Here is a 24,141-nt window from a genome sequence, read left to right as displayed (position 1 = left end):
GAAGGGAAACCTTGATGCGGTCCATTCTGCGCACCGGCATGACGCTCGTCGTCATTTTATTGTTGTTCCTGGCATTCAATCTGGTATGGATAGGTAAGATTCCGGCTATACGGTGGGATGTTTCTCAACAAAAAATTCACACATTGTCGTCCCCGGCACAGCATCTGGTTGCAATACTGGAAGGTCCGGTGGATTTGTATTACTTCAACTCAAACAACGCGCCGAAAAAGAATTACGCGGTGCAACGCTACAGCAGGCGTATTGAAGACTTGCTCAAGGAATACGAAAAAGCCGCCAGTGGCAGGATCAACCTGCACCTTATCGATCCTGCACCTTTTTCGGAGGATGCCTACAAAGCCCGGCTATCCGGGCTTGACGACAGCGGTGGGTTCCTCGGCCTTATCGGCACCCGCGCCGGTCACGGTGTGCGACGTATCGGCTCCTTCAGTCTCGACCGAGAGCCCCTGCTTGAATATGAAATCAGCCACCTGCTCTATAAATTGCAGCACCCGGAGCGGCCGGTCATTGCGTTGCTGTCGGGCTTGGCGTTAGGCGAGTCCTCAAGCCGGTTGTTGCAGGAGCTGCGGCGCGAGTTCGATCTGGTCAATCTGGAACCGACGGTCGCGCAGGTTCCCGAGCATCTTCGGACGCTGCTGGTAGTGCACCCGCAGGCGCTGTCTGAGCAAACCCTGTATGGAATCGAACAATTTGTATTGAGGGGCGGCAGATTGATGATGTTTATCGACCCCTTGAGCGAGCAACGCTCAAACGCCGGCCCAGCGAACACCCGACTGGACGACTTGCTCGCCGCCTGGGGTGTCCGGATGCCGGCGGACAAACTGGTGGCGGACGCCCTCTACACACCTTGGGAGACGCCAGGCAAAGCCAATCAGGTGCGATTGAACCTGCCGAGGTCGTCGATGAACGCGAACGATATCAGCACCTGGAACCTCAACAGGGTAACGGTTTCAAGCAGCGGTGCTCTCTCCCGGCTGAATAAAAGCCGCACCACCTTCATCCCGCTCCTGCAGAGTTCCGAGCAATCCGTCCTGCTCGATGCCAGTAGCTTCACTGACGCCGCCACGCTCGATTCATTGATTGAACAGGCGGCGAACCAGGAGCGACCTCATGTGATCGCAGCACGTATTGAGGGCCCGAGCTATTCGGTGTTTCCCGATGGTATCAAAGGGCAACCACCCGGATTGCAGAAAGCCGCACAGATTCATGTGGTGATCGTGGCTGACACGGACATGCTCACGGACAAAACCAACAACTCGGCGCCAGACGGCAATGCGCTGTTTGTCTTGAACACATTGGACAATCTGGCAGCTCCCGACGCACTCGCGGCCATTCGCCCTCGCGTAGCACCGCAAAGTGCGCCCACGGTGCTGGAGAGCATGCGCGACGCGGCGAAACAGGCCTATCGCGCCAAGGCCAGCGAACTGCAACGGCGCCTGCAACGCACCGAACAGGAATGGCAACGGCTGAGCCCATGGACAACGTCTCTCGGCACCCAGGCCGTGGACACCACGACCCGCTTGCAAGCGCTCAACAAGGAACGCTTGCGCTTGCCCATGGAACTGCACGCCTTGGAGCGCGAAGCCTATGCGCAGGTGCGTCGCCTGGAAATGGCGCTAGAGCTGGTGGTGACGTTTGCGCTGCCGCTGACGTTATGTCTGATCGCCTGGATCGTCTTCCTGGGCCATCGTCGTCGGCTGCACGCTGCCCGCATGATTCGCTGAACGCTCAACGACGGGCGATCAGCCCTTGTCGGGCAATGCGGGTCAATTGCCGGATGACCTCGTCGGCGTCGCCGGCACTGGGCGCCTGGATCACCGCGAGGTCAAAACTGTTGCTGGCAAAACGCGCAAGGGAATCGCCATCTTCGACAAACTGGATCAGGAACGCGGAAGGCCGGCCAGTACGCCGCGGCCAGCCATCCAGGTAACGCAACAGCGTCGGCTGGTGCTTGCCGCCCAGGAGAATCCTGGGATTGCGTTGAGTGAGGTCCGCAGTGATCGGGGCCAGGCGTATCAGGGGGCGTAGTGCATTCATCGTGTCGTATCTCTGCCTCAAAAGTCTGCGGGCAGGTGAGAGGCAACACCGAACCAGCGCTTTAGCGGAATTTCGAAGCATGGAGCATGCTTCTGTCGGGACCGATAACGATCACCCATGGCGCCCCGCAATTAGCTGTTTAAATCGGCGCATGAGCGGCATCCTAGAGAAGCCTGTGGGGCGGTGTCAAGAATCCCGAGCAACGAAAAGGCCCGCGCAAGGCGGGCCGATTCAGGGTGTGGCAGCGCGTCAGTGGGCGATGGCGCGGTCGGCGGACAGTTTGCCGGCACCTTCCAGCAGCACTGCGAGCGAGCCACCGAGCAAGGCCAGGGCGAACTCATAACCGTTGTTGGCCATGAACAGACCGTTATGGATGTGCACCGAAAAGATCGCCACCAGCGACAGGATCGTCAAGCCCAATGCCGCAGGGCGAACCAGCAGGCCGATGATCAAGGCCAGGCCGGCGAAGAACTCGGTACCGCCCGACAACAGCGCCATCAGGGTACCCGGCGCGAGGCCGATGCTTTCCATCCACTGGGCAGTGCCCGCCAGGCCATAGCCGCCAAACCAGCCGAAGAGTTTCTGCGAACCGTGGGCGGCGAAAATGATGCCGACCACGATGCGCAGAATGGTCAGGCCATAACCGGCACGGGTGGACAGGACGCTTTTGATCAGTGGGCTCATGGAGATAATCCTTTTCAAAGTAGGGGTTGGTTGGCCGCTATATTAATCAGATTAAGCAATGATAAAAGCCGAAAAAATACCTGATTAGTATCGACTAATTCGATTATTTAACTAAGGCAATTTTCGTCGCAGGCGGCTCAAGGGACTCCCGCTCCCGATCGAACGCCAAGTAGTACTTGTTGACACTGTTCACATAGCTGACGCCGCCCATGCCAACCTGCTCCATGGCGATGCGTTCAACCTGGAAAAACCACTGGTTGGGGTTCAACCCCCGACGCTTGGCTTCGGTGCGCATGCCCTGCACCCGCTCCGGCCCCATGTTGTAGGCCGCCAGCACAAACGCCATGCGCTCGCGCTCGTTGAGCTTGGGGCTGGCGAAGAACTTGCGACGGATCAGTGCCAGGTAGCGCGCCCCCGCTTGCACATTGCTGTCGAGGTTTTCGATATTGTTGACACCCACACGCTGCGCTGCCGAGGGGGTGATCTGCATCAGGCCGGTTGGCCCCCCGCTACTGCGCGCCCCCGGATCAAGCGCCGACTCCTTGAACGCCAGTGCCGCCAGGTTCAACCAGTCCATGCCCTGCTCGCGGGCGTGCTTTTGCAACACCGGACGCAGTTTTTCCAGGCGCTGGCGGTCAATGCGTGCCAGCGGGTTACGCACTTGGTACAAGCGACGGTAGATACGCTGGAACGCCACATCCTGATCGGAAGGGGTTCGATAGGTCTTGAGGAACCGATCAATGCTCGCCCTCAGCATCGAGGCATCCTGGCGCACGAACCAATACTCGTCGCCCGGTTCGCTGATCACCACTTGTTTATCGAAGCGCAACTTGGGCAGGATTTTCGACCAGCGCTCGGCAATCGGCTTTTCGACAATGGTCAGGTGGTAAATACCGGCCTGGACCATCTCCAGCACGTCTTCCACGGCCAGGGTCGGGTCCACCCATTCCACCTTGATCGGTGGCTGCTTGTGCAGCGCCAGTTTCTGGTTGACCTGGCTGATGGCATCCGCCGCCGCGCTGCCGGTGGTCAACGCCAGGGTGCGTCCGGACAGTTGCTCCAACTTGGTAAACCGCCGCTCGCCCTTCACCCCCACCAGCCACAGCGGCACGCCGCTGGCAATCGGGTCGCTGGCGCTGATCTTGTGCGCGGCCTTCACATCGAGCAGTTCACCGGGCGCCACCAGGTCGCCTTCGCCACGGGCCAGCGCGCCGAGCAATTGGTCCTTGGCCTTGGGAATGATCTTGAGGTTGATGTCCCGACCATCGCGGGCATGGCCATTGAGGTACTGCTCGAAGGCGCGCAGGCGGTGGTACTCGACGCCGATGGCCTGGCCCTGGACTTCGCCGGAACTGTTGCGGCTCTGGTTGACCAACACACGCAAGGTGCGGCTGGCGCGAATCTCAGCCAAGTCGCGGACCTTGCCGGGCTTGGTCACTTCCAGCGGCCCGTCCAGACGCGCCACCGCAGCCATGGGCAGCAGTAACGTCAGGCACAACATAAGCAACGCCGAGGGTCGGATCATCCGCTCTCCGGAAAGAATACTGGCCAGCGCCGTCGCGAAAAACGAGGCGGTGGACGTCAGAAACAGAGCGCTTTATGCGCAGGCTTTGCGCGCAACGGTGGCACAGGGCAAGGCGTTCGGCCAACCACAATGTCACTGGCGACGTTCAAAGACAGCTATAACTCATTGTAGTTCTTCGTTTTTCTTATAAATCTACAGCTCTGATATGCTTTCCGGCCGCAGGCGGAGATAGCACCATGCAACTCATTGATATCGGCGTCAACCTGACCAACCCCAGTTTCGACGAAAAGCACCAGGCCGTGCTCGACCGTGCCTATGCTGCCGGCGTGCAGCAATTGGTGCTCACCGGCACCAGCGTCGAGGGCAGCGAACAGGCCCTGGAGCTGTGCGTAAAACTGGATGAAAGCGGCCAGCGCCTGTTCAGCACCGCCGGCATCCACCCTCACTCCGCCAGCGACTGGAACGGCGACAGCGCCCAGCGCTTGCGCAGTCTGCTCAACGAGAGCCGCGTACGCGCAGTCGGCGAATGCGGGCTGGATTTCAATCGGGATTTTTCACCGCGCCCGCAGCAGGAAAAAGTCCTGGAGCAACACTTGGCCCTGGCCGTCGAGCTGAAACTGCCGGTGTTCCTCCATGAGCGTGACGCCAACGAACGCCTGCTGGACATCCTCAAGGACTACCGCGACCACCTCACCGCCGCCGTGGTGCACTGCTTCACCGGCGAACAAGCGGCGCTGTTCAGTTACCTCGACCTCGACCTGCACATCGGCATCACCGGCTGGATCTGCGACGAGCGCCGTGGGACACACCTGCACCCACTGGTCAGGGAAATTCCCCGCGGCCGCCTGATGCTGGAAAGCGACGCGCCTTACCTGCTGCCGCGCACCCTGCGTCCCAAGCCGAAAAATGGTCGCAACGAACCCGCTTATCTGGCGGAAGTACTGCGCGAAGTCGCCCTGCATCGCAACGAAAGCGTGGAAGACCTGGCCAGCCACAGTACCGCCTGCGCCCGCGCGTTTTTTGGGTTGCCCGTGGTGGATTAATGCGGCGCATTGACCCATGTCAAAACCGGTTTTATCGATAGCGGCACAATAATGGCACCTTGCCAATGCTGTTTCCGCTATCAGAGAAAACCTTCCATGGGTGCCTGGCTTAGCAATATCTCGCTGAAGTACAAATTCTGGGCCGTCAACGCGGTCGCTTTCATCACCACCCTGCTGCTGGTGCTCTACGCGGTGCAGCTTGAACAACAGGCGCGCAGCGATGCATCCCGGACCTCGGCCCAGGCGCAAGCCCATTTGCTCGGCGCATGGCCGGCCGGCGAAGCACTGCCCAAGGGCGAGCACTGGCTGACGTTCAAGCGCGGCCAAGTCCCACAGTTGGCTGAACAGGATCTGTCAGTCCTGGGCAGCACCCTCGGTTGGGTCGAACTCAACCACATGCCGGTGTTCGGCGAAAACCCGCTGATGGGCGCTGAAGTCATCGCCCGCACTGACGGCCAGTACGTCGCCGTCCTTGCCTATGCGCCAAGCCTGAGCCAAGTGTTCGGCGAACGCTTCGCCAACTACGCCGTGGCGGTATTGATCCTGATGCTGGCGATGCTGGGGGCCTCGCAACTGCTGATCCGCTTCCTGCTCAGCCAGCTCAACACCCTTAAGGACGTGATGCTGCACGTGGAGAAAACCGGCGATCTGTCGGCGCGCGTGCCATTGGCCTGCAAAGATGAAGTCGGCCAGATGGCCAGCGCCTTCAATGCCATGCAAGCCGGCTACCAGCGCGTGGTCAACACGGTTGCGCGCACCGCCAAGCAACTCGATGAAGGCGCCGCGCGGTTGGCCAGCAGCATGAACGAGGTGCGGCACGGCATGCTCGGCCAGCAAAGCGAAACCGACCAGGCCGCCACCGCCATCAACGAGATGACCGCCACCGTCCACCACATCGCGCAGCACGCCGGCGCCACCCGCGACCTGTCGCAGACCGCCGACACCCTCGCCGGCAGCGGCCAGGAAGTGGTCAGCCGTGTACAGCGCTCGATTGCAGGCTTGTCCACCGGCGTACAACAAACCGCGGGAATGATCCAGAAACTCGCCGAAGACAGCCAGAAAATCAACGGCGTGGTCAGCGTGATTCACAGCATCGCCGAGCAGACCAACCTGCTCGCCCTCAACGCCGCCATCGAAGCTGCCCGCGCCGGCGAAATGGGCCGTGGCTTTGCCGTGGTCGCGGACGAGGTGCGCAACCTGGCCAAGCGCGTGCAAAGCTCCACCGACGAAATCACCCGCATGGTCTCGGCGCTGCAAGCCGGCACCCGCGACGCGGTGGACTTCATGCAGGAAAGCTCGTTCAAGGCTGACGACTGCGTACAGCAGGCCCAGGAGGCCGGCGCAGCACTCATCGAAATCACCGGCGCCGTGGCGCAGATGCGCGAAAGCAACACCCAGATCGCCGTCGCCGCCGAACAACAAAGCCACGTCGCCGAAGAGATGAACCGCGCGGTGGTGAGCATTCGCGACGTCACCGAGAACACCGTGCAGCAGACCGTGGACTCGGCGACCACCAGCAACGAACTGGCCACCCTGGCCGGGGAACTGAGCAAGGCGATTGGGCAGTTGAAGCTGTAGGACTGTTCAACCTGTAATTCTTTGCCTACTGCAACCCCTCGGTTTACCCGAGGTTTTGGCGAAACGTCCTAGACATTCCGGCGAATAACGCCGACTTATTTTCCCCGCCAACCTCTCCAAAGTCTCTCGCCTGATCAATCAGCGCGAGGGACCGCCGATGCACTTCTCTATCAATGCCCCGCTCGATGGGGCTGCCTCTTGATTCCGGTGATTGGCAAGTTCGTCCTGTCCCCCATGGACGCCACGCAGCCAGACGTCGACAGCGTTTTTCGTGACTTGCGCCAGTGCCTGAACACCTTTGACGCATGGGCCGAGAGTTTCTGGACGGGTTCGGCGCTGGAAGTGGAGCAGGTGTTCAAGGTGGGCGACGAGGTCTCCCTTGTCGCTCCCGCGTCGTCTAAAGAACCCAGTCGCACCGTTGCCGTGTGTAAGGCCCAGGGCGCGCTGACGCTGGTGCACATGTTCGAAAGCACGCGGTTTGTGCCCATCGGCAACACGCCGGTGATGCTGCAGGCGATTGCCGCGGATGGCAGCCCAACGGGTGCGCCGATCCATCGAATGATTGGCCCCAGCGGCATTCTTCACATCAACGATTGCACCCGCGATCAGCCATACCAGATCACCTTTTATCCCAACGTTTCCAAGAATCACGTCAAGGCGCTATATGCGTCTTATCAGTCGCTGATCGCGGGTTTGGACGAGCGCCTGCGCGAGGAATGGAAGAAGACCTTCAAGCCGCAATGGGACGAGTTTGCCAACGCCACGCCTTTCGAGCGCAGCGCCATGCAAGGGTTGGCGTTCTCGACCGGGATTGGCAAGGCGCTCTACCACCTTTGGGACGATCTCACGCAGCTGTATGAACTGCTGGCGGACCTCAAGGCGAACAGCGAGAAGCTGCTGCATTACCTCTCCCAGGCCGAACTCGATGAACTGCTGAAGCTGGGCAAGGACGCCGTTGCCAAAGGCCTGCTGGTGCTCAGCGATGAGCCGCTGTTGTTCATCTACCTGTCAGCCATGGTGGCCTGGATACGCCTGCTGCCGCCGCCGCAGATGTACGAGTTGCTGGGCGAGATCACCGGCGAGGTGCTGATCAATCTGTTCCTGGCCTGGGCGACGCGGGGCATGGGGGTGCAGGTTCGGCTGGGGGTTCAGACGCTGGGGCCTATCAAGTCCGGGTGGGTGCGCACTTGGTTGCAGAGGTTGGCGGATCAGCTTGTGGGGCCTGGGTTGGAGCCGCATGTGGAGGTGGCCAAGCCGTTGTTGCTGGGGAGCGCGGCGACGCCGATCAGGGCCGTGCCGGTTGCGCCGTTGAAGGCTGGGGATCAGCTGGTTTCCAACCCGGTGCCGGTGGTTCGCAACAAGACCCAGCGGACGGCGTTGGTGCGGCAGGAACATGTCGATGACGTGCCTGCGGTTGCGAAGAACCCGGCGGGGGATGCGGCTGATTCTTCGGATAAAACCGTGACCAATGGCTGCCCGGTGTCGATGGTCACCGGGGAGGAATTACTGACGCTGACCGATGGCGCTCTGGACGGGGTTTTGCCGTTTGAGTGGACACGGTTGTATCGCACCAGTGCTGTGGAAGTGGATGGCGGGTTGGGGTTTGGTTGGAGTCACTCACTGGCGCATCGGCTGGTGGTTGAGGAGGATTCAGTGGTGTGGATCGACCATGAAAATCGGTCGACCACCCTGCCCTTGCCCACGGTGTCTCGACCAGCCATTACCAATAGCCTGGCGGAAGCTGCGATTTATCTAGGGTCGTTGCCGGATGAACTGGTGCTGGCCCAGGCATCGCGCTTCTACCACTTTCGCGACGGTGTGCTGACAGCGATCAGCGATGCGTATGACAACCGGTTGCGCATTTCCCGGGATTTTTTGGGGCGCATTGAGCGGGTGGATAACGGCGTCGGGCGGGCGTTGTTTTTGCGCTATGCGTCGGGCCGCATCGTCGCGGTGGACTACCAGATTGAGCGAGCGCTCGACGACGGTCCGTTTGTCTGGGTGACGAAACAGACCATTGTTTCCTACGCCTATGACGACCTTGGACGATTGGTTTCGGCGACCAATGCTGTCGGGGAAAGTGAGATTTATCGGTACGACGAGCAGCACGTCATTCTTGAGCGTGGGTTGGCTGGTGGAGCGAGTTTCTATTGGGAGTGGGAACGGACTGGCAAGGCGGCGCGGTGTGTCCGGCATTGGGCGAGTTTTTCGCAGATGGACACGCGGTATGCCTGGAATGATGACGGCAGCGTTGTCGTGCATAACGCCGATGGCAGTCAGGAAGTCTATGTGCACGATGATCGGGCGCGCCTGGTACAGCGCGTCGATCCGGATGGTGCCCAGCACTTCAAATCTTATGACGACAAAGGCCGGCTGACGGTTGAGCAGGACCCGCTCGGGGCAATCACCGCGTATCAGTATGACGAAGCCGGGCGTTTGGTGGCGTTGTTTCCAGGGGATGATGAGCCGACTTCCTACGAACATGACAATGGTTTCGTACGGGTCGTACGGCGTGGCGAAGCGGTTTGGAAATATGAGCGTAATGACCAGGGCGACGTTACACGCAAGACCGATCCCGACGGTAACTCTACCGACTACACCTACAACAAACACGGCCAACTGACGCAGGTCTGGCACCCGGATCACAGCTGTCATCGCTTGGTGTGGAATGCGCGCGGCCAGTTGCTGGAAGAGCAGTTGCCCAATGGCGGAGTAAAGCGCTATCGCTACGACGATCTAGGCCGGCAGATTGCGCACGAAGATGAACACAGCGCGCTCACGCAATTTGAATGGAACAACGTTGGGCGATTAGTCCAAATCATCCTGCCGAGCGGCGACACGCGTAAATATACCTACAACGCTTACGGAAAAATCACCTCCGAACGCGACGAACTGGGCCACGTCACCCGCTACGAATATGCCGACGGCCTGCACCTGATCAGCCGCCGCATCAATGCCGATGGCACTCAGGTCAACTACCGCTACGACAACGCCCGGTTACTGCTGACCGAAATCGAAAACGAAACAGGCGAAACCTACCGAGTCCAGTACCACAACAACGGTCTGATCCAGCAGGAAATCGGCTTCGACGGCCAGCGCACCGCCTACGTCTACGACCTCAACGGCAACCTGCAGGAAAAAACCGAACACGGCGACGACGGCAGTCAGCTAATCACCCGCTACGAACGCGATCATGCCGGGCGCCTCGTCAGAAAAACCCTGCCCGATGGCAACATCATCGATTACGCCTACGACCGCCAAGGCAATCTCCTCAGCGTCGACGACGGCCACTGGGCCCTGGCCTACGAATACGACCCACAAAACCGCCTCACCGCCGAACACCAAGGCTGGGGCACCCTGCGCTACGGCTACGACGCCTGCGGCCAGTTACAAAAACTGCGCCTACCGGATAACAACCGCCTCACCTTCAATCATGACAAAGGCGGCCATCTCGCCAGCGTCGAACTGAATGGTGACGTACTCACCTCCCATCTCTTCAAGGCAGGCCAGGAACACCAACGCCAACAAGGCCAACTGCTCAGTCGCTACCACTACGACGATCAACAGCGTCTGCATGCCCACGCCGTCACTCAACAGGAACATTACCTTTACGAGCGCCATTACGACTACGACAAATCCGGCAACCTCACCCGCCTGAACGACACCCGCAAAGGCGAACACCACTACCACTACGACCCACTCAACCGTCTCACCCGCGCCGACCATTCCTACGGTGAACAGGAACGCTTCGCCCACGACCCGGCCGGCAACCTGCTCATGCAAGACCGCCCCGGCCCCGACATCGTCGCCGGCAACCGCCTGATGATCCAGGGCGACCGTCATTACGACTACGACGCCTTCGGCAACCTCATCCGCGAACGACGCGGCAAAGGCCAACAACTCGTCACCGAATACCGCTACGACTGCCAGCACCGCCTGATCGGCCTCACCCAACCCAACGGAAAAACCGCCAGCTACCGCTACGACCCGTTTGGCCGCCGAATCAGCAAAACCGTGGATGGCATCACCACCGAGTTCTTCTGGCAAGGCGACAAACTCATCGCCGAACACCATGCGGAGCGGCATCGCAGTTACCTTTACGAACCGAACAGCTTCCGGCCACTGGCGCTGTTGGAAGGTTTCGGTCCAAAAGGAACCAAGCCCTACCATTACCAACTCGACCACCTGGGCACGCCCCAGGAACTCACCGCCCCGGATGGCGAAATCGTCTGGTCCGCGCATTACCGTGCCTACGGCGAAATCACCAAGCTAGACGTAGAAAAAGTCGACAACCCGCTGCGCTTCCAAGGGCAGCACTTCGATCAGGAAAGCGGACTGCACTACAACCGCCATCGTTACTACAATCCGGATATTGGTCGTTACCTGACGCCCGACCCAGTGAAGTTGGCGGGTGGGATCAATGCCTATCAGTACGTACCAAATCCTACTGGGTGGGTGGATCCGCTAGGGCTGAGCGCCAACTGCCCGCCGAAAGGAAAATCCCCGTCAGCCTGTAAAACATGGAGTGAGCCAGAAGCACCCGATGTTTCACGCAAAGGAGCCTTCAGAGAAGCGAAAAGAGATGCCGGTATACCAATGGCCCAGAACCCAGACATGATAGTAGACCCAGACACAGGAAAGACTAAGCAATATGCTATTGAAAAAATGACGGACAAAAATGAGAAAAGAATTTTGGATGACAACGGTATACCCATCGACACAAGGGTTTATCAATACACAAGATCGGACGGTTCAAAAATCCTTATTCAAGACCACTCGGCTGGTCATAAATTCGGTAGGGTAGATGGCATTGGGGATCACCCTCCGCACTTCAACTTGCGACCAATCGATAAACCTCGAAAAGGCTATATTGAAGGTGCAAAAAAACATTATCCATTCAGGAAGTAAACATGAAATATTGGAATGATTTAGATGGAAGCATATTTTTTAACAAGCTTTTTAGTTTTTCTGTTGAAATTGGAAAAATAGCTCTTTTTTCTATAAGGATAGAAAATGACCAACCCAGCATTGGCATGGGTTTCGATATACCTGAATTCCCAGATAACTTACCAGAAAAATGGAAAAATAAAGGATATAACATGTGTAGAGTAGGGCTAACTTTCCACGAGATCAAAAACCTGAAGATTTCAAATATTCCGGCACATGAAGTTTTCACCGTAAAGATCAATAAAGACAGTGGCTATTTCACATTTGAGGCCATCAGCGACAACGCATCGATAAAGTTTAATGCGAAATTCATTTCACTTAAAGACCCTAGTGTTTACATTAACGGACCGGACGACTACTACTTCAAATAATCCGAGCGTGAAACGATTGGATACCCATTCCGGGTGGTCCATAGGGAGCTCACTTTCTGGTACACATGGATGACTATGATTGCGTGATTTGGACGTAAACATGGCTGGCTATAAATTGCGCTCTATGACCCCCATAGCCAACCCCAATTCGCCCCCTCCGCCCCACCCCACCTAAACTCTGCCCAAGCCACTTCAACGGACAGAGGATTCACCATCATGGGCAAACGTCACCCCAATCTCCCCGCCTGGCAATGGCGTACCCACCCGCAGAACCAACAACACCCGACCAACCAGGCTTTGCGCCTGATTGCCGTGCCGCTGTTCATCATCGGGTTTCTGTTGATCGTATCCGGGGTATTCAGCCTGAGCCCCGGCAGTGTTGCCGTAGGCATTGTGGGTATCCTGGCTGGCGTGGCGTTGCAGCGGAAGGGTCATAGCGTCGAAACACAGGCCGCTTTGTGTTGAACAGCAACGTCACCGGCATTAACGTCAGGCGAAGACCACCACGGTCTGGCGGCTAAGGGCGATCAGTTCGCCGGTCGGGCTCCAGAGTGCGGCGGCGGCGTGGCCGTAGCCGTCGCGGGCGTGTTCGATGGTGACGTGGTACTGGCACCAGTCGAGCGTCGTGAGGGCTTGCAAGGGCTGGATGAACTCGATGGTCCAGGTCAGGGTGCTGCCGGGGGCCGGTTTTTTCAGGTGCGGCAGCAAGGCCGGCGGCCAGGCATCGACCAGGGCGAGGATGTGCGCCTCGGTCAGCGGCTCTTCCTTGACATCGCCGCGCAAACGCACCCAACCGCCCATGTCGCGGGATTTATTACCGGTGAACGGCAAGCCGCCGACGCTCCAGCGCATTGCCAGGTGGCGCATGAATTCGGGGGTGACGCCCTTGATGTAGGGCAGCTCCTGGCACTCATCCCAGTGTTTGAACACCGGTGGTGCTTCACTCTCAACGGCGATTTCCGACGCTCGCGACGCGCCGAAGCTGGCTTGTACCAGGGTCGCCACTTCACCGTTCTGTACCACCCGACCGAGCAACTGGCTGACGGCCTTGCCTTCGCGCAACACTTCGACTTGATAACTCGCGGAAACGTCCGGTGCTACCGGGCCGACAAAGGTGATGGCCAGCGAGCGCAGTGGGCGATCGGCCGGCACCTGGGCGCGCAGGGCTTCGTATTGCAAGGCGGCAACCAGGCCACCGAAGGTCGCGCGACCCTGGCCCCATTCGGCGGGGATGGTGACGTCCAGCGGGTTGCTACGGGCGGCGTCGAGCAAATCACTAAAGCGCATGGCGGTCTCACATCAAAAAGGACAGATGGGGGATATTAACCATCGGGCCCGCCAGGTACAGCGTTTATCCGGCCAAAAGCCGGACCCGCTCAGAAACAGTCGCTGCTGAGTTTATCCAGAACCCGATCCGCCTCACGCTCCGCCTTGACCATGGTGCGATGCCACACCGCAACGCAAGGTTGCAGATCCGCCTGCTGCTCGGCCTGGGCCAACCATTGCCAGCAGTCATGCCAATCGCCCAGCGCACCTTGAGCTTTTTTCAGGCGCGACATGGCGTTGGCGGGCAGCTTGCTCAATTCAGGGTAGGCCTCGGCGGCGTAGCGCACGCGCTTGATCAACAGCCGCAGGCGATGGCGATCATGGTCGGGGTCTTTCAAGGCGTCACCGAGTTTCTGCCACTGCTTGGCCAAACGCTTTTCAATGCGTGAGCGCAGGCCCTTGAGCAGCTTCTGGTGTTCGCACGCGCGGACAAACCGTGGGAAAGCATCGAGGATCAGCAGCAGATGCGCGAGTTCCGGGCTTTGCGCCACCTGGCGATAGGCATCGGGTTGCAGGCGCAGGCGCCGGTCAGCGGCCTCGTGATGGCCATGCTGGTGCAAATACGCCGCCAGCACCTCACGGTCGCGTAGCGGCGTTGTCATCTGGCCCACACTGCTGGCGGCCGATTCAAGCTGTTCAACCCCTGGCAACCCGCGCAAGGGGCGCAACAGGCTGCGCAGTCGGCGTACCGTGGTGCGCAGGTCATGCAGGGCTTCATCGTCGGTGACGGCGGCGAGGCGAGCCTGGCAGCTCAGTAACCCTACTTCCAGGCCAATGACCTGAGCGACTAACTGATCGACCAACGCTGACATCCTGCCCCCACTCTCTGATGAAAAATCCTGCTCACCACTATAGGTCAACGCCCGGCGCGCGACTCACGAATATAGAACCGTGCTTTCTCGGCCTTGTTGGAGCAGCCTTCAAACGCTTCAAATTGTTGCTGGGTCTTGGCACCGGTCAACAACGACAGTGCTTTAGAGTAGCTCACGGTGCCGGCAAAACCTTCGGCCTTGGCCAGGTCCAGTTCCTTCCAGGCGGCGTCCAATTGGCTGCCGCAGCTGTCGCGGTACGCGGTTTTACCGGCACAACCGGCCAGCGCCAACATGATCACAGGCACACACATCCAGGCTTTCATTGATGACACCTCAAAATAAAGAAGAAACAGTCGTACGTTGTAGACGTTGCCTACAGGGAAAAGTGCCTTGTCCGATCCCGAAATCGACAGTACCTATTGGCCCAGGCATCGCAAAGCATACCCGAGCACCACGGTTATCCCGGAATAATATTTCGGGCCCCCGCGAAGATTGAAGCCGCCCCCTCAATGGGTGCATTGTGGGCACCTGTTTTGGGAGTAAGTCGACCATGAAAAAGCGTGTTGCCTTGGTGCTGGGTTCCGGCGGGGCCCGGGGCTACGCCCATATCGGGGTGATCGAAGAAATAGAACGGCGCGGCTATGACATCGCCTGTGTCGCCGGCTGTTCGATGGGCGCCGTGGTGGGCGGGATCTACGCCGCCGGCAAGCTGGATGAATACCGCAACTGGATCGAAAGCCTCGACTACCTCGATGTACTGCGCCTGGTGGATGTGAGTTTCCGCCTGGGCGCGATTCGCGGCGAGAAGGTCTTCGGCCAGATCCGCAAGATCGTCGGCGAGATCAATATCGAAGCGCTGCGCATTCCCTACACCGCCGTCGCCACCGACCTGACCAACCAGCAGGAAATCTGGTTCCAGGAAGGCTGCCTGCACCAGGCCATGCGCGCATCGGCGGCGATTCCCAGCCTGTTCACCCCCGTGATGCAAGGCAACCGCATGCTGGTGGACGGCGGCCTGCTTAACCCGCTGCCCATCGTGCCAGTGGTGTCGAGCCACTGCGACTTGATCATCGCGGTCAACCTCAACGCCACCAACCAGAAACACTACCAGTTACCGGTGATCCAGCGCCCGCCGGCGTTCAAGAGTCGCTTCAATAACCTGGCCAAATCACTGGGATCGCACCTGCCGTTTCGCCGCAAGCAGGCCGAACAGCTGATGAAGCTGGAGCAAGAGGCACTGGAGGCCCAGGCCGCGGAGATCAACCCGTGGCTGGAGTCCGCCGAGCCGGAATCCCAACAACCCGCCGCCGCACCGGAAAAACCCGGCGCACCGAAGTCGGCGACCGGGTCGTTCATCATCGACAACGTCGGCCCGGCGTCACTGCTGGACCTGATCAACCAGAGCTTCGAGGTGATGCAGACTTCGCTGGCGCAGTACAAGATCGCCGGCTACCCGCCGGATGTACTGATCAACGTGCCGAAGCGGGTGTGCCGGTTTTTCGAGTTCTACAAGGCGCCGGAGTTGATCGCGCTGGGGCGGGAGATTGCCAGTGATACGTTGGACCGTTATGAGCGTGAGCAGGGTTAAGATTTTGGGTGTGGCTGATGGCCCTATCGCAGGGAAGCCAGCTCCCACAGTTGAATGTATTCACACATCAGAAAATGTGGGAGCTGGCTTGCCTGCGATGAGGCCAGTTCAGGCACAGACACACTCAGGCACTCAACAACCGATACCCCACCCCCGCCTCGGTCACGATAAACCGCGGCTGCGTCGGATCGTCCGCCAGTTTCTGCCGCAGATGCCCTACCACAATGCGCAGATAGTGGCTGTCCTCGGTATGGGTCGGCCCCCAGATGTCCTTGAGCAATTGTTGCTGGGTAATCACCCGCCCCGGGTGCCGGGCGAGCTGCGCGAGCACGGCGTACTCCTTGCGCGTCAGCGCCACTTCGGCACCGTCCAGCAGCACCCGGCGATAGGCCAGGTCCACCGTCAACGGGCCAAAACGCAAGGCTGCTTCCTGGGCTTCCCCAATTGGCGCCTGACGCAACAACGCCCGCACCCGGGCCAGGAATTCCTGGATGCCGAAGGGTTTGGTCACATAGTCATTGGCGCCGCCGTCGAGGGCCTCCACCTTTTGCCCTTCGCTGGCCCGTACCGACAGCACCAGCACCGGCACCGTCGACCACTCGCGAAATTCGCGCAGCACCTGCTGGCCATCCATGTCCGGCAGGCCAAGGTCGAGCACCAGTAAGTCCGGCTTGCTCAGCGCGGCCTGGGCCAGGCCTTCGGTGCCGGTGCCGGCTTCGATTACCTTGTAGCCCTGGGAAGCCAGGCTGATACGCAGGAATTTGCGGATCTGCGGTTCGTCATCAATGACCAAAATCGTCGCGGTCTGGCTCATGGTGTTCCATCAAAATCCGTGAAGAACGCAGGGTAGCTCATGCCTCGCGCTCCAGGCCAGGCTGGGTCGGCAACGGCAGGAACAAGGTGATGCAGGTGCCGCGCCCGTCAATGCCGTCGGCCACGCGGATATGCCCACCGTGGGCACCGACCATGCCCTGGCAGATCGCCAGGCCCAGGCCGGTGCCCTGCCCGCCCCGGTCGCCCCGCGCAGCGGTGTAGAACATATCGAAGATTTTCGCGCGCTCGTCCTCGGGAATGCCCGGCCCCTCGTCGGCCACCGCGAAAAACAACTGGTTATCCGAGACGCCGGCGCTCAGCTGCAGACGCCCTTGCGACGGCGAAAACCGCGCGGCGTTTTCCAGCACATTGACCAACGCCTGCTCGATCAACGCGGCATGCACATACAGCAACGGCAACTCAGGCGGCACGTCGGTGCTCACCCGCAGCGGCGCCAGCACTGCGCGCAGGCGGCCCAGGGCGCTGCCGACGATATCGCCCGGCGACACCCAATCCCGCGCCAGCTTCAACGCGCCATGGCCGAGGCGGGTCATGTCGAGCAAGTTCTGGATATAACGGTCGAGACGCTCGGCCTCATCGCGGGTGCCTTCAAGGAGCTCGCGACGATCTTCCAGCGGGATGGCTTCGCCAAGGGCCAACAGGCTGTCGATGCTGCCACGCATGGAGGTCAGCGGCGTGCGCAAATCGTGGGATACCGAGGCCAGCAAGGCACTGCGCAGTTGCTCGGTTTCGCCGTGCAGACGCGCCGACTCCAGCTCCTGGGCCAGTTGCGCCCGCGCCAATGCCTGGGCCAGCGGTTGGCTCAAGGCGGTCAGCAAGCGACGGCGCTGGCCGCTCAATTCCAGGCCGGGTTTGGGGCTGACACCCAGCAAACCCAGCGGCCCCTCTTCGCCCGACAGCGGCCACCACCACCAACGCCCGAGCGGCAAGGTGCCGGTGCCCTTGCCCGCCGGCTGGTCATGTTGCCAGGCCCAATCGGCGGCGGCGCGCTCGGCGTCGGTGAGGGTCAGCGGGCCGCCAGTCTCGATCGTCCAGCCACCCTGGCCATCGCGATTGACCAGGCACAGGTCCAGGTCGCTCCAGCCTTCCAGGTGATGGGCCGCGGCACTGACGACCGCCTGCCGGTCGGTGGCGGCGGTGAGTTTGCGTGACAGGTCGAGCAGTTCGCTGGTTTCTTCCTGGGTATCGCGCAACGCCTGCAACTGGCGACGCTGGCGGGCGGCGAGGTTACCGGTCAACGCCGCCATCAGCAGGAAGAACAGCAGGGTCAGTACATCTTCTTCGCGCTGGACGGCGAAGGAAAAATTCGGCGGGATAAACAGGAAGTCATAGGTCATGAACGACAACGCCGCACACACCAGCGACGGCCCCAGGCTGCTGCGCACCGCCACCAGCAAGACGGCCGCCAGAAACACCAGCGAAATATTCGGCAGCGGCAAGACGCTGGACACCGCCCAGGCCACCGCCGCCGCGATCACCGTCGCCAGCACCGCCAGCCCGTAGTCGAACCACACCAGCCCGCGCACCTGCGGCATGCGTGGCGGTGCGGGAGTGTCATCGCTGTCGAGGACATTGATTTCCAGGCCGCGCGCGCTGCGCAGCAACCGCGCGGCCAGGCCGCCACCGAACAGCTGACGCCGCCAACCCATGCTCGATTGCCCCACCAGCAGCAGGCTGGCGCGACGTTCGCGGGCGTGCTGGATCAGCGTCTTGGCGACCTCCCCCGCGCGCAGCAACACCACCTCGCCGCCCAGGCGTTCGGCCAATTGCTGGGCAGTTTGCAGGCGCGAGCGCGACTGTTCATCCCGCACGCGGCCGTTATCGATATGCACCAGGCTCCACGGCAAATGCCGGCGCTGGGCAACACGGCTGGCATGGCGCACCAGGCGCTCGGCCTGCGCATCGCCGTCCACCCCGACCAGCAAGCGTCCGCGCACCGCCGGTGCGGCCTGGCCGAGTTGGCGGTAACCCTGGGCCAAATCGTCATCGACGTGGGCGGCGGCGGTTTGCATCGCCAGCTCGCGCAAGGCCATGAGGTTGGTCTGGGTAAAAAACGCATCAATGGCCGCGCGGGCCTGTTCCGGCACATAGACCTTGCCGTCGCGCAGGCGCTCGAGCAACTCGCGGGACGGCAGGTCGATCAGCAGCAATTCGTCGGCTTCCTGCAGCACCCAGTCCGGCAGGGTTTCGCGCACCTGCACGCCGGTGATGCCGCGCACCTGATCATTGAGACTTTCCAGGTGCTGGACGTTGACCGTGGTGAATACGTTGATGCCGGCGGCGAGCAATTCCTGGATGTCTTGCCAGCGCTTTTCGTGGCGGCTGCCGGGGGCGTTGCTGTGCGCCAGTTCGTCGACCAGCACCAGCTTGGGCTTGGCGGCGAGCAGGCCGTCGAGGTCCATTTCTTCGAGCAATACGCCACGGTATTCACTGCGCAGCAGGGGTTGCTGCGGCAGGCCGCTGAGCAAGGCTTCGGTTTCGGCGCGGCCGTGAGTTTCGACCACGCCGGCAACCAATTTGACGCCCTGGCGCAGTTGCGCATGGGCGGCCTGGAGCATGGCGTAGGTCTTGCCCACGCCCGGCGCGGCGCCGAGGAAGACTTTGAGCCGGCCACGGCCGTTGCGGGGCAGATCGGCTAACAGGGCATCGGCGCGGCCGGAGTCGCTCATGCTGTGGGGTTCCTTCAGGTATTTATATGGAATCTTTGATGCCGCCATCGCGGGCAAGCCCGGCTCCCACAGTTGGAATGCATTTCCTTGTGGGAGCCGGGCTTGCCCGCGATGGCGGTGCCACTGCCTACAACTTTTCCAAAGCCATGTTCAGCGCCAGTACGTTTACTACCGGCGGCCCCACCAGCGGGCTTTCGATATGCTCATCAAGCAACCGCTGCAAGCTCGACACCGGCACATTCCGCGCCGCGGCCACCCGCGCCAGTTGATAGGCAATCGCCTGCGGTGGCAAGTGTGGATCAAGACCGCTGCCGGAGGTAGTCAGCGATGCCAGAGGCACCGGGCCCTGGCTGGGCACTAACTGTTTTTGCGCGTCATCGAACACGCGCGTGGCCAGCGCCGGGTTGCTGGGCCCCAGGTTACTGGCGCTGCTGGAAACCGTGGCAAAAGCACCGGCCGACGGGCGCGGGTGGAACCAGCCGTCACCGGTAAAGTCCTGGGCGATCAGGCTGGAGCCGCGCACTTTGCCGCTGGCATCGCGTACCAGGCTGCCGTTGGCCTGATCCGGAAAGGCGACTTGGGCGACGCCGGTCACCACCAGTGGGTAGGCGACGCCGGTGATCAGGGTCATGAGCACCAGCAGGCTCAGGGCCGGGCGGATGATGTTGGACATTTTGGATTCCTCAATTCAATGATCGGATCGCAGGGACGCGGAGCGTCCGGGGCCGCGTTCCCACGCGGAGCGAGGGAACGATCGGGTTACACCAGATGCAGCGCGGTCAGCAGCATGTCGATCGCCTTGATGCCCACGAACGGCACCACAAGCCCGCCCAGCCCGTAGATCAGCAGGTTGCGCCGCAGCAACGCCGCCGCGCTCGCCGCCTGCACACGCACACCGCGCAGCGCCAGCGGGATCAGCACCACGATGATCAGCGCGTTGAACACGATGGCCGAGAGGATCGCGCTCTGGGGGCTCTGCAAATGCATCACGTTGAGCACGCCCAGTTGCGGGTAGATCGAGGCGAACAGCGCCGGCAGGATGGCGAAGTACTTGGCCACGTCGTTGGCGATGGAAAAAGTGGTCAGCGCGCCGCGCGTCACCAGCAATTCCTTGCCGATCTGCACCACATCAAGCAGCTTGGTCGGGTCGCTGTCGAGGTCGACCATGTTGGCGGCCTCGCGGGCGGCCTGGGTGCCGTCGTTCATCGCCATGCCGACGTCAGCCTGGGCCAGCGCCGGGGCGTCGTTGGCGCCGTCGCCGCACATCGCCACCAGGCGACCGTCATTCTGTTCATGACGAATGCGCGCGAGCTTCTTCTCAGGCGTGGCTTCAGCCAGCACGTCATCCACACCGGCCTCGGCAGCAATCGCGGCAGCGGTCAGCGGGTTGTCGCCGGTGACCATCACGGTACGAATGCCGAGTTTGCGCAGCTCGGCGAACCGCTCGCGGATGCCGGGCTTGACCACGTCCTTCAAGTGGATCGCACCGAGCAACTTGCCATCGGCGCACACCAGCAATGGCGTGCCGCCGCTCTGGGCGATCTTGTCGATTTCCCGCGACAGTGCTGGTTGCAGGTCGCTACGTTGTTGACCGATGAACGCCAGCAACGAATCCACCGCGCCTTTGCGAAACACGCGGCCCTGGTAATCGACACCGGACAAACGAGTCTCGGCGCTGAACGGCACGACCGTCAGCTCATCCGCAGCGGGCTCGGCCTGTGGGTGCAAGGCGCGCAGGTACTCGACGATGGATTTACCTTCCGCCGTGTCATCCCCCAGGGAAGCAAACAGCGCGCCTTCGGCCACTTCCTTGCCACTCACGCCCGGCGCCGCGACCACCGCCGTGCAGCGACGGTTACCAAAGGTGATGGTGCCGGTCTTGTCCAGCAGCAACACATGCACGTCACCCGCCGCCTCGACGGCACGGCCGGACTTGGCGATCACGTTGAGGCGCACCAGGCGGTCCATGCCGGCGATGCCGATGGCCGACAACAAGCCGCCGATGGTGGTAGGAATCAGCGTCACCAGCAGTGCGACCAAAAACACCAGGGGCAAGCTGCCATTAGCGAAGTGGGCGAACGGTTGCAGGGTCACCACCACCAACAGGAAGATCAGGGTCAGGCCGATCAGCAGGATATCCAGCGCGACTTCGTTGGGGGTTTTCTGGCGCTTGGCGCCTTCCACCAGGGCGATCATGCGGTCCAGTGTGGACTCACCGGGGTTGGCGGTGATGCGGATCAGCAGCCAGTCCGACACCAGGCGCGTGTTGCCGGTGACGGCCGAGCGATCGCCGCCGGATTCACGGATGACCGGTGCGGACTCACCGGTGATGGCGGCTTCGTTGACCGCCGCGATCCCTTCGATGACTTCGCCGTCACCGGGGATCATTTCCCCGGCGGCGACGCGCACCACATCGCCTTTGCGCAGGCTGGTGGCCGGTACGACCTTGAAGCTGCCGTCGCCTTCCTTGCGACGTGCACTCAGGCCTTCACTGCCGGCCTTGAGGCTGTCGGCGCGCGCCTTGCCACGCCCTTCGGCCAAGGCTTCGGCGAAGTTGGCGAACAGCACGGTGAACCACAGCCACACGGCGATCTGCACAGCGACAGAGGTCGGCACGGCGGTATCAGGCACAAAGCACAGCACGGTGGTGAGAATGGCGGTCAGCTCGACCACCAGCATCACCGGCGAGCGCTTCAGTTGGCGCGGGTCCAGCTTAACGAACGCCTGGACCAGCGCCGGGCGCCACAGGGCGGAGATGGCGGTCTTGGCAGGCTCCCGGGTTTGCACCGGAGCGGCATTTTTTGCAGGCATATTCATTGTCATATCCCCTTAGAAGCCCAAGCTCAAATGTTCAGCAATGGGGCCCAGCGCCAGCGTCGGCAGGAAAGTCAGGCCGCCCACCAGCAAAATGGTCACCGTCAACAGGGTCACGAACAGCGGACCATGGGTCGGGAAGCTGTTCTGGCCGATGGGTGCGCTCTTCTTCATCGCCAGGCTGCCGGCCAGGGCCAGTACCGGGAGGATGTAGCCGAAGCGGCCGATCAACATGCCCAGGCCCAGCATCAGGTTATGGAACGGCGTGTTGGCGCTGAAACCACCGAACGCCGAGCCGTTGTTGGCGCTGGCCGAGGTGTAGGCGTAGAGCAACTGGCTGAAACCGTGAGGGCCGGGGTTACTGATGGCACCCGCCGGGCCAGGCAGGCTGGCGGCGATGGCACCGAGCACGAGCACGCCAACCGGCATCACCAGCAGGGTCACCACCAGCAGTTGCACTTCCTTGGCCTGCAGCTTCTTGCCCAGGTATTCAGGGGTGCGCCCGATCATCAGGCCGGCGAGGAACACCGCGATCAACACGTTGAGCAACATGCCGTACATGCCGGCACCGACGCCGCCGAAGATCACTTCGCCGACCATCATGTTGACCAGCGCTACCATGCCGCTGAGGGGGCTGAGGCTGTCCTGCATGCCGTTGACCGAACCGTTGGACGCCGCCGTCGTCGTCACCGACCACAACACGGTGCCAGTGGTGCCGAAGCGCGCTTCCTTGCCTTCCAGCGGCGCGGTTTGCTCCACGGCCGGGTTGTTCAAAGTCGGGTTGGGCTGGTATTCGGACCACAGCGAGGTCGCGCCGCCGATCAGGAACAGCGCCAGCATGCAGCCAAGAATGGCGCGGCTCTGGCGCAGGTCCTTGACGTAATGGCCGAAGGTAAACACCAGCGCCACCGGGATCAGGATGATCGACGCCACTTCAAACAGGTTGGCCCAGGCCGTCGGGTCTTCAAACGGATGCGCCGAATTGACGCCGAAGAAACCACCGCCGTTGGTGCCCAATTGCTTGATCGCAATCTGGCTGGCCGCCGGGCCCAGGGGAATCACCTGATCCACGCCTTGCATTGTCACGGCATCGACGTAATGGGCGAAGGTCTGCGGTACGCCCTGCCACACCAGGAACAGCGCGAGCACCAGGCACAACGGCAGCAAGCCGTAGAGGGTGGCGCGGGTCATATCGACCCAAAAGTTGCCCAATGTCTGGGCGGATTTGCGACCGATCCCACGGCACAAGGCGACCAGCACTGCAAGACCGGTGGCCGCACTGACGAAGTTCTGCACGGTCAACCCCGCCATCTGGCTAAGGTAGCTCAGGGACGCTTCACCGCTGTAGGACTGCCAGTTGGTGTTGGTCATGAAACTGACCGCCGTGTTGAAGGCCAACGTCCATTCCTGGCCCGGCAATTTCTGCGGGTTCAGTGGCAGATAGTCCTGGAACAACAGGATCGCAAACAACAGCAAAAAGCCCGCAAGGTTGAACGCGAGCAAGGCCAGCATGTACTTCTGCCAGCTTTGTTCCTGATGCTCGTTCACGCCCGACAGGCGATAACAGGCTTTTTCCACAGGGCCCAGCACCGGGGTGAGCCAGGTGCGCTGCCCTTCCATCACCTTGTAGTAGAACCGCCCGAGGAACGGCGCCGGCACCAGTACCACCGCGAAGAAGGCGATGATCAGCCAATAGTCATAACTGTGCATGGCCCAGCTCCTAGTTCCGATCCGCGCGTAACAGCGCAACCAGCAGATAAATGAACAGCGCCACGGCCAATAGCAGTGACACCCCGTCCAGAACGCTCATGGAAGTCTCTCCGTTCAGCGGCGAGTGCCGCGTGTGGGGCAATTGTCCGCAGGAGTGGCGTAAAGGAACGAGAGCGAGGGAGTGG

Annotated in this window: 18 protein-coding genes and 2 pseudogenes; 8 read left to right on the top strand and 12 right to left on the bottom strand. The window is 61.1% G+C overall.

Annotation, left to right across the window (positions count from 1 at the left end):
* The first annotated feature begins 14 nt into the window (after positions 1–14).
* Positions 15–1,742, top strand: coding sequence for a GldG family protein (locus tag BLL36_RS05175; protein WP_076950399.1), 1,728 nt, complete (start codon positions 15–17; stop codon positions 1,740–1,742).
* Between the two features lie 4 nt (positions 1,743–1,746).
* Here BLL36_RS05175 and BLL36_RS05170 read toward each other — a convergent pair whose 3' ends face one another.
* From BLL36_RS05170 to BLL36_RS05160, 3 genes are all read right to left on the bottom strand, one after another.
* Complete coding sequence (locus BLL36_RS05170) at positions 1,747–2,055, bottom strand: hypothetical protein (protein ID WP_076950398.1); 309 nt, start codon at positions 2,053–2,055, stop codon at positions 1,747–1,749.
* 249 nt (positions 2,056–2,304) lie between these two features.
* On the bottom strand, positions 2,305–2,739 hold the full coding sequence (locus tag BLL36_RS05165; RefSeq protein WP_076950397.1) for a DoxX family protein: 435 nt from the start codon (positions 2,737–2,739) through the stop codon (positions 2,305–2,307).
* A gap of 103 nt (positions 2,740–2,842) precedes the next feature.
* Positions 2,843–4,264 carry an MltF family protein gene (locus BLL36_RS05160; RefSeq protein WP_076950396.1) on the bottom strand — a complete coding sequence of 474 codons (1,422 nt, stop codon included), beginning with the start codon at positions 4,262–4,264 and terminating at the stop codon, positions 2,843–2,845.
* A gap of 236 nt (positions 4,265–4,500) precedes the next feature.
* Here BLL36_RS05160 and BLL36_RS05155 point away from each other — a divergent pair, with 236 nt between their 5' ends.
* The 6 genes and pseudogenes from BLL36_RS05155 to BLL36_RS05135 form a co-directional block, all read left to right on the top strand.
* Positions 4,501–5,307 (top strand): TatD family hydrolase, encoded by an 807-nt coding sequence (locus tag BLL36_RS05155; RefSeq protein WP_076950395.1) that lies wholly within the window; start codon positions 4,501–4,503, stop codon positions 5,305–5,307.
* Between the two features lie 51 nt (positions 5,308–5,358).
* Positions 5,359–6,015 (top strand): annotated as a pseudogene (locus BLL36_RS31625) (HAMP domain-containing protein); the annotation flags it as partial.
* The gene (locus tag BLL36_RS31620) at positions 6,001–6,885 is read left to right on the top strand and encodes a methyl-accepting chemotaxis protein (protein WP_394329473.1); all 885 of its coding nucleotides are present in this window, start codon (positions 6,001–6,003) and stop codon (positions 6,883–6,885) included. The pseudogene BLL36_RS31625 and the gene BLL36_RS31620, both read left to right, overlap by 15 nt.
* Positions 6,886–7,083: 198 nt before the next feature.
* Positions 7,084–11,793 carry an RHS repeat-associated core domain-containing protein gene (locus BLL36_RS05145; protein WP_076950393.1) on the top strand — a complete coding sequence of 1,570 codons (4,710 nt, stop codon included), beginning with the start codon at positions 7,084–7,086 and terminating at the stop codon, positions 11,791–11,793.
* 2 nt (positions 11,794–11,795) lie between these two features.
* A complete protein-coding gene (locus BLL36_RS05140) occupies positions 11,796–12,203 on the top strand; it encodes an Imm50 family immunity protein (RefSeq protein ID WP_076950392.1) in 408 nt (135 codons plus the stop codon).
* 216 nt (positions 12,204–12,419) lie between these two features.
* Positions 12,420–12,659 (top strand): annotated as a pseudogene (locus BLL36_RS05135) (terminase); the annotation flags it as partial.
* A 33-nt stretch (positions 12,660–12,692) separates the two neighbouring features.
* Here BLL36_RS05135 and BLL36_RS05130 read toward each other — a convergent pair.
* The 3 genes from BLL36_RS05130 to BLL36_RS05120 form a co-directional block, all read right to left on the bottom strand.
* Positions 12,693–13,490, bottom strand: coding sequence for an acyl-CoA thioesterase (locus BLL36_RS05130; protein ID WP_076950390.1), 798 nt, complete (start codon positions 13,488–13,490; stop codon positions 12,693–12,695).
* A gap of 89 nt (positions 13,491–13,579) precedes the next feature.
* A complete protein-coding gene (locus BLL36_RS05125; protein WP_076950389.1) occupies positions 13,580–14,341 on the bottom strand; it encodes a CHAD domain-containing protein in 762 nt (253 codons plus the stop codon).
* A 44-nt stretch (positions 14,342–14,385) separates the two neighbouring features.
* Positions 14,386–14,664, bottom strand: a complete 279-nt coding sequence (locus tag BLL36_RS05120) for a hypothetical protein (RefSeq protein WP_003172685.1) — start codon at positions 14,662–14,664, stop codon at positions 14,386–14,388.
* A gap of 227 nt (positions 14,665–14,891) precedes the next feature.
* Between BLL36_RS05120 and BLL36_RS05115 the strand changes: the two genes are divergently transcribed.
* Positions 14,892–15,929 carry a patatin-like phospholipase family protein gene (locus BLL36_RS05115; RefSeq protein WP_076950388.1) on the top strand — a complete coding sequence of 346 codons (1,038 nt, stop codon included), beginning with the start codon at positions 14,892–14,894 and terminating at the stop codon, positions 15,927–15,929.
* Positions 15,930–16,053: 124 nt separating this feature from the next.
* Here the strand turns inward: BLL36_RS05115 and BLL36_RS05110 are convergent, their stop codons facing one another.
* From BLL36_RS05110 to kdpF, 6 genes are all read right to left on the bottom strand, one after another.
* Entirely contained in the window at positions 16,054–16,743 is a 690-nt protein-coding gene (locus BLL36_RS05110; protein WP_076950387.1) for a response regulator, read from the bottom strand.
* 37 nt (positions 16,744–16,780) lie between these two features.
* A complete protein-coding gene (locus BLL36_RS05105) occupies positions 16,781–19,432 on the bottom strand; it encodes a sensor histidine kinase (protein ID WP_076950386.1) in 2,652 nt (883 codons plus the stop codon).
* Between the two features lie 127 nt (positions 19,433–19,559).
* Positions 19,560–20,105, bottom strand: a complete 546-nt coding sequence (kdpC, locus tag BLL36_RS05100; RefSeq protein WP_076950385.1) for a potassium-transporting ATPase subunit KdpC — start codon at positions 20,103–20,105, stop codon at positions 19,560–19,562.
* 86 nt (positions 20,106–20,191) lie between these two features.
* Positions 20,192–22,249 carry a potassium-transporting ATPase subunit KdpB gene (gene kdpB / locus BLL36_RS05095; protein ID WP_197678453.1) on the bottom strand — a complete coding sequence of 686 codons (2,058 nt, stop codon included), beginning with the start codon at positions 22,247–22,249 and terminating at the stop codon, positions 20,192–20,194.
* Between the two features lie 12 nt (positions 22,250–22,261).
* Positions 22,262–23,956, bottom strand: a complete 1,695-nt coding sequence (kdpA, locus tag BLL36_RS05090) for a potassium-transporting ATPase subunit KdpA (RefSeq protein WP_076950383.1) — start codon at positions 23,954–23,956, stop codon at positions 22,262–22,264.
* Positions 23,957–23,966: 10 nt separating this feature from the next.
* Entirely contained in the window at positions 23,967–24,056 is a 90-nt protein-coding gene (gene kdpF / locus BLL36_RS05085; RefSeq protein WP_003218754.1) for a K(+)-transporting ATPase subunit F, read from the bottom strand.
* Positions 24,057–24,141: the final 85 nt, after the last annotated feature.

The sequence above is a fragment of the Pseudomonas cedrina subsp. cedrina genome (genome assembly GCF_001983175.1).
GTDB classification, from domain to species: domain Bacteria; phylum Pseudomonadota; class Gammaproteobacteria; order Pseudomonadales; family Pseudomonadaceae; genus Aquipseudomonas; species Aquipseudomonas cedrina.
Note: the sequence above shows the minus strand (reverse complement) of the source record. Positions and strands in the feature narration are given on the sequence as shown.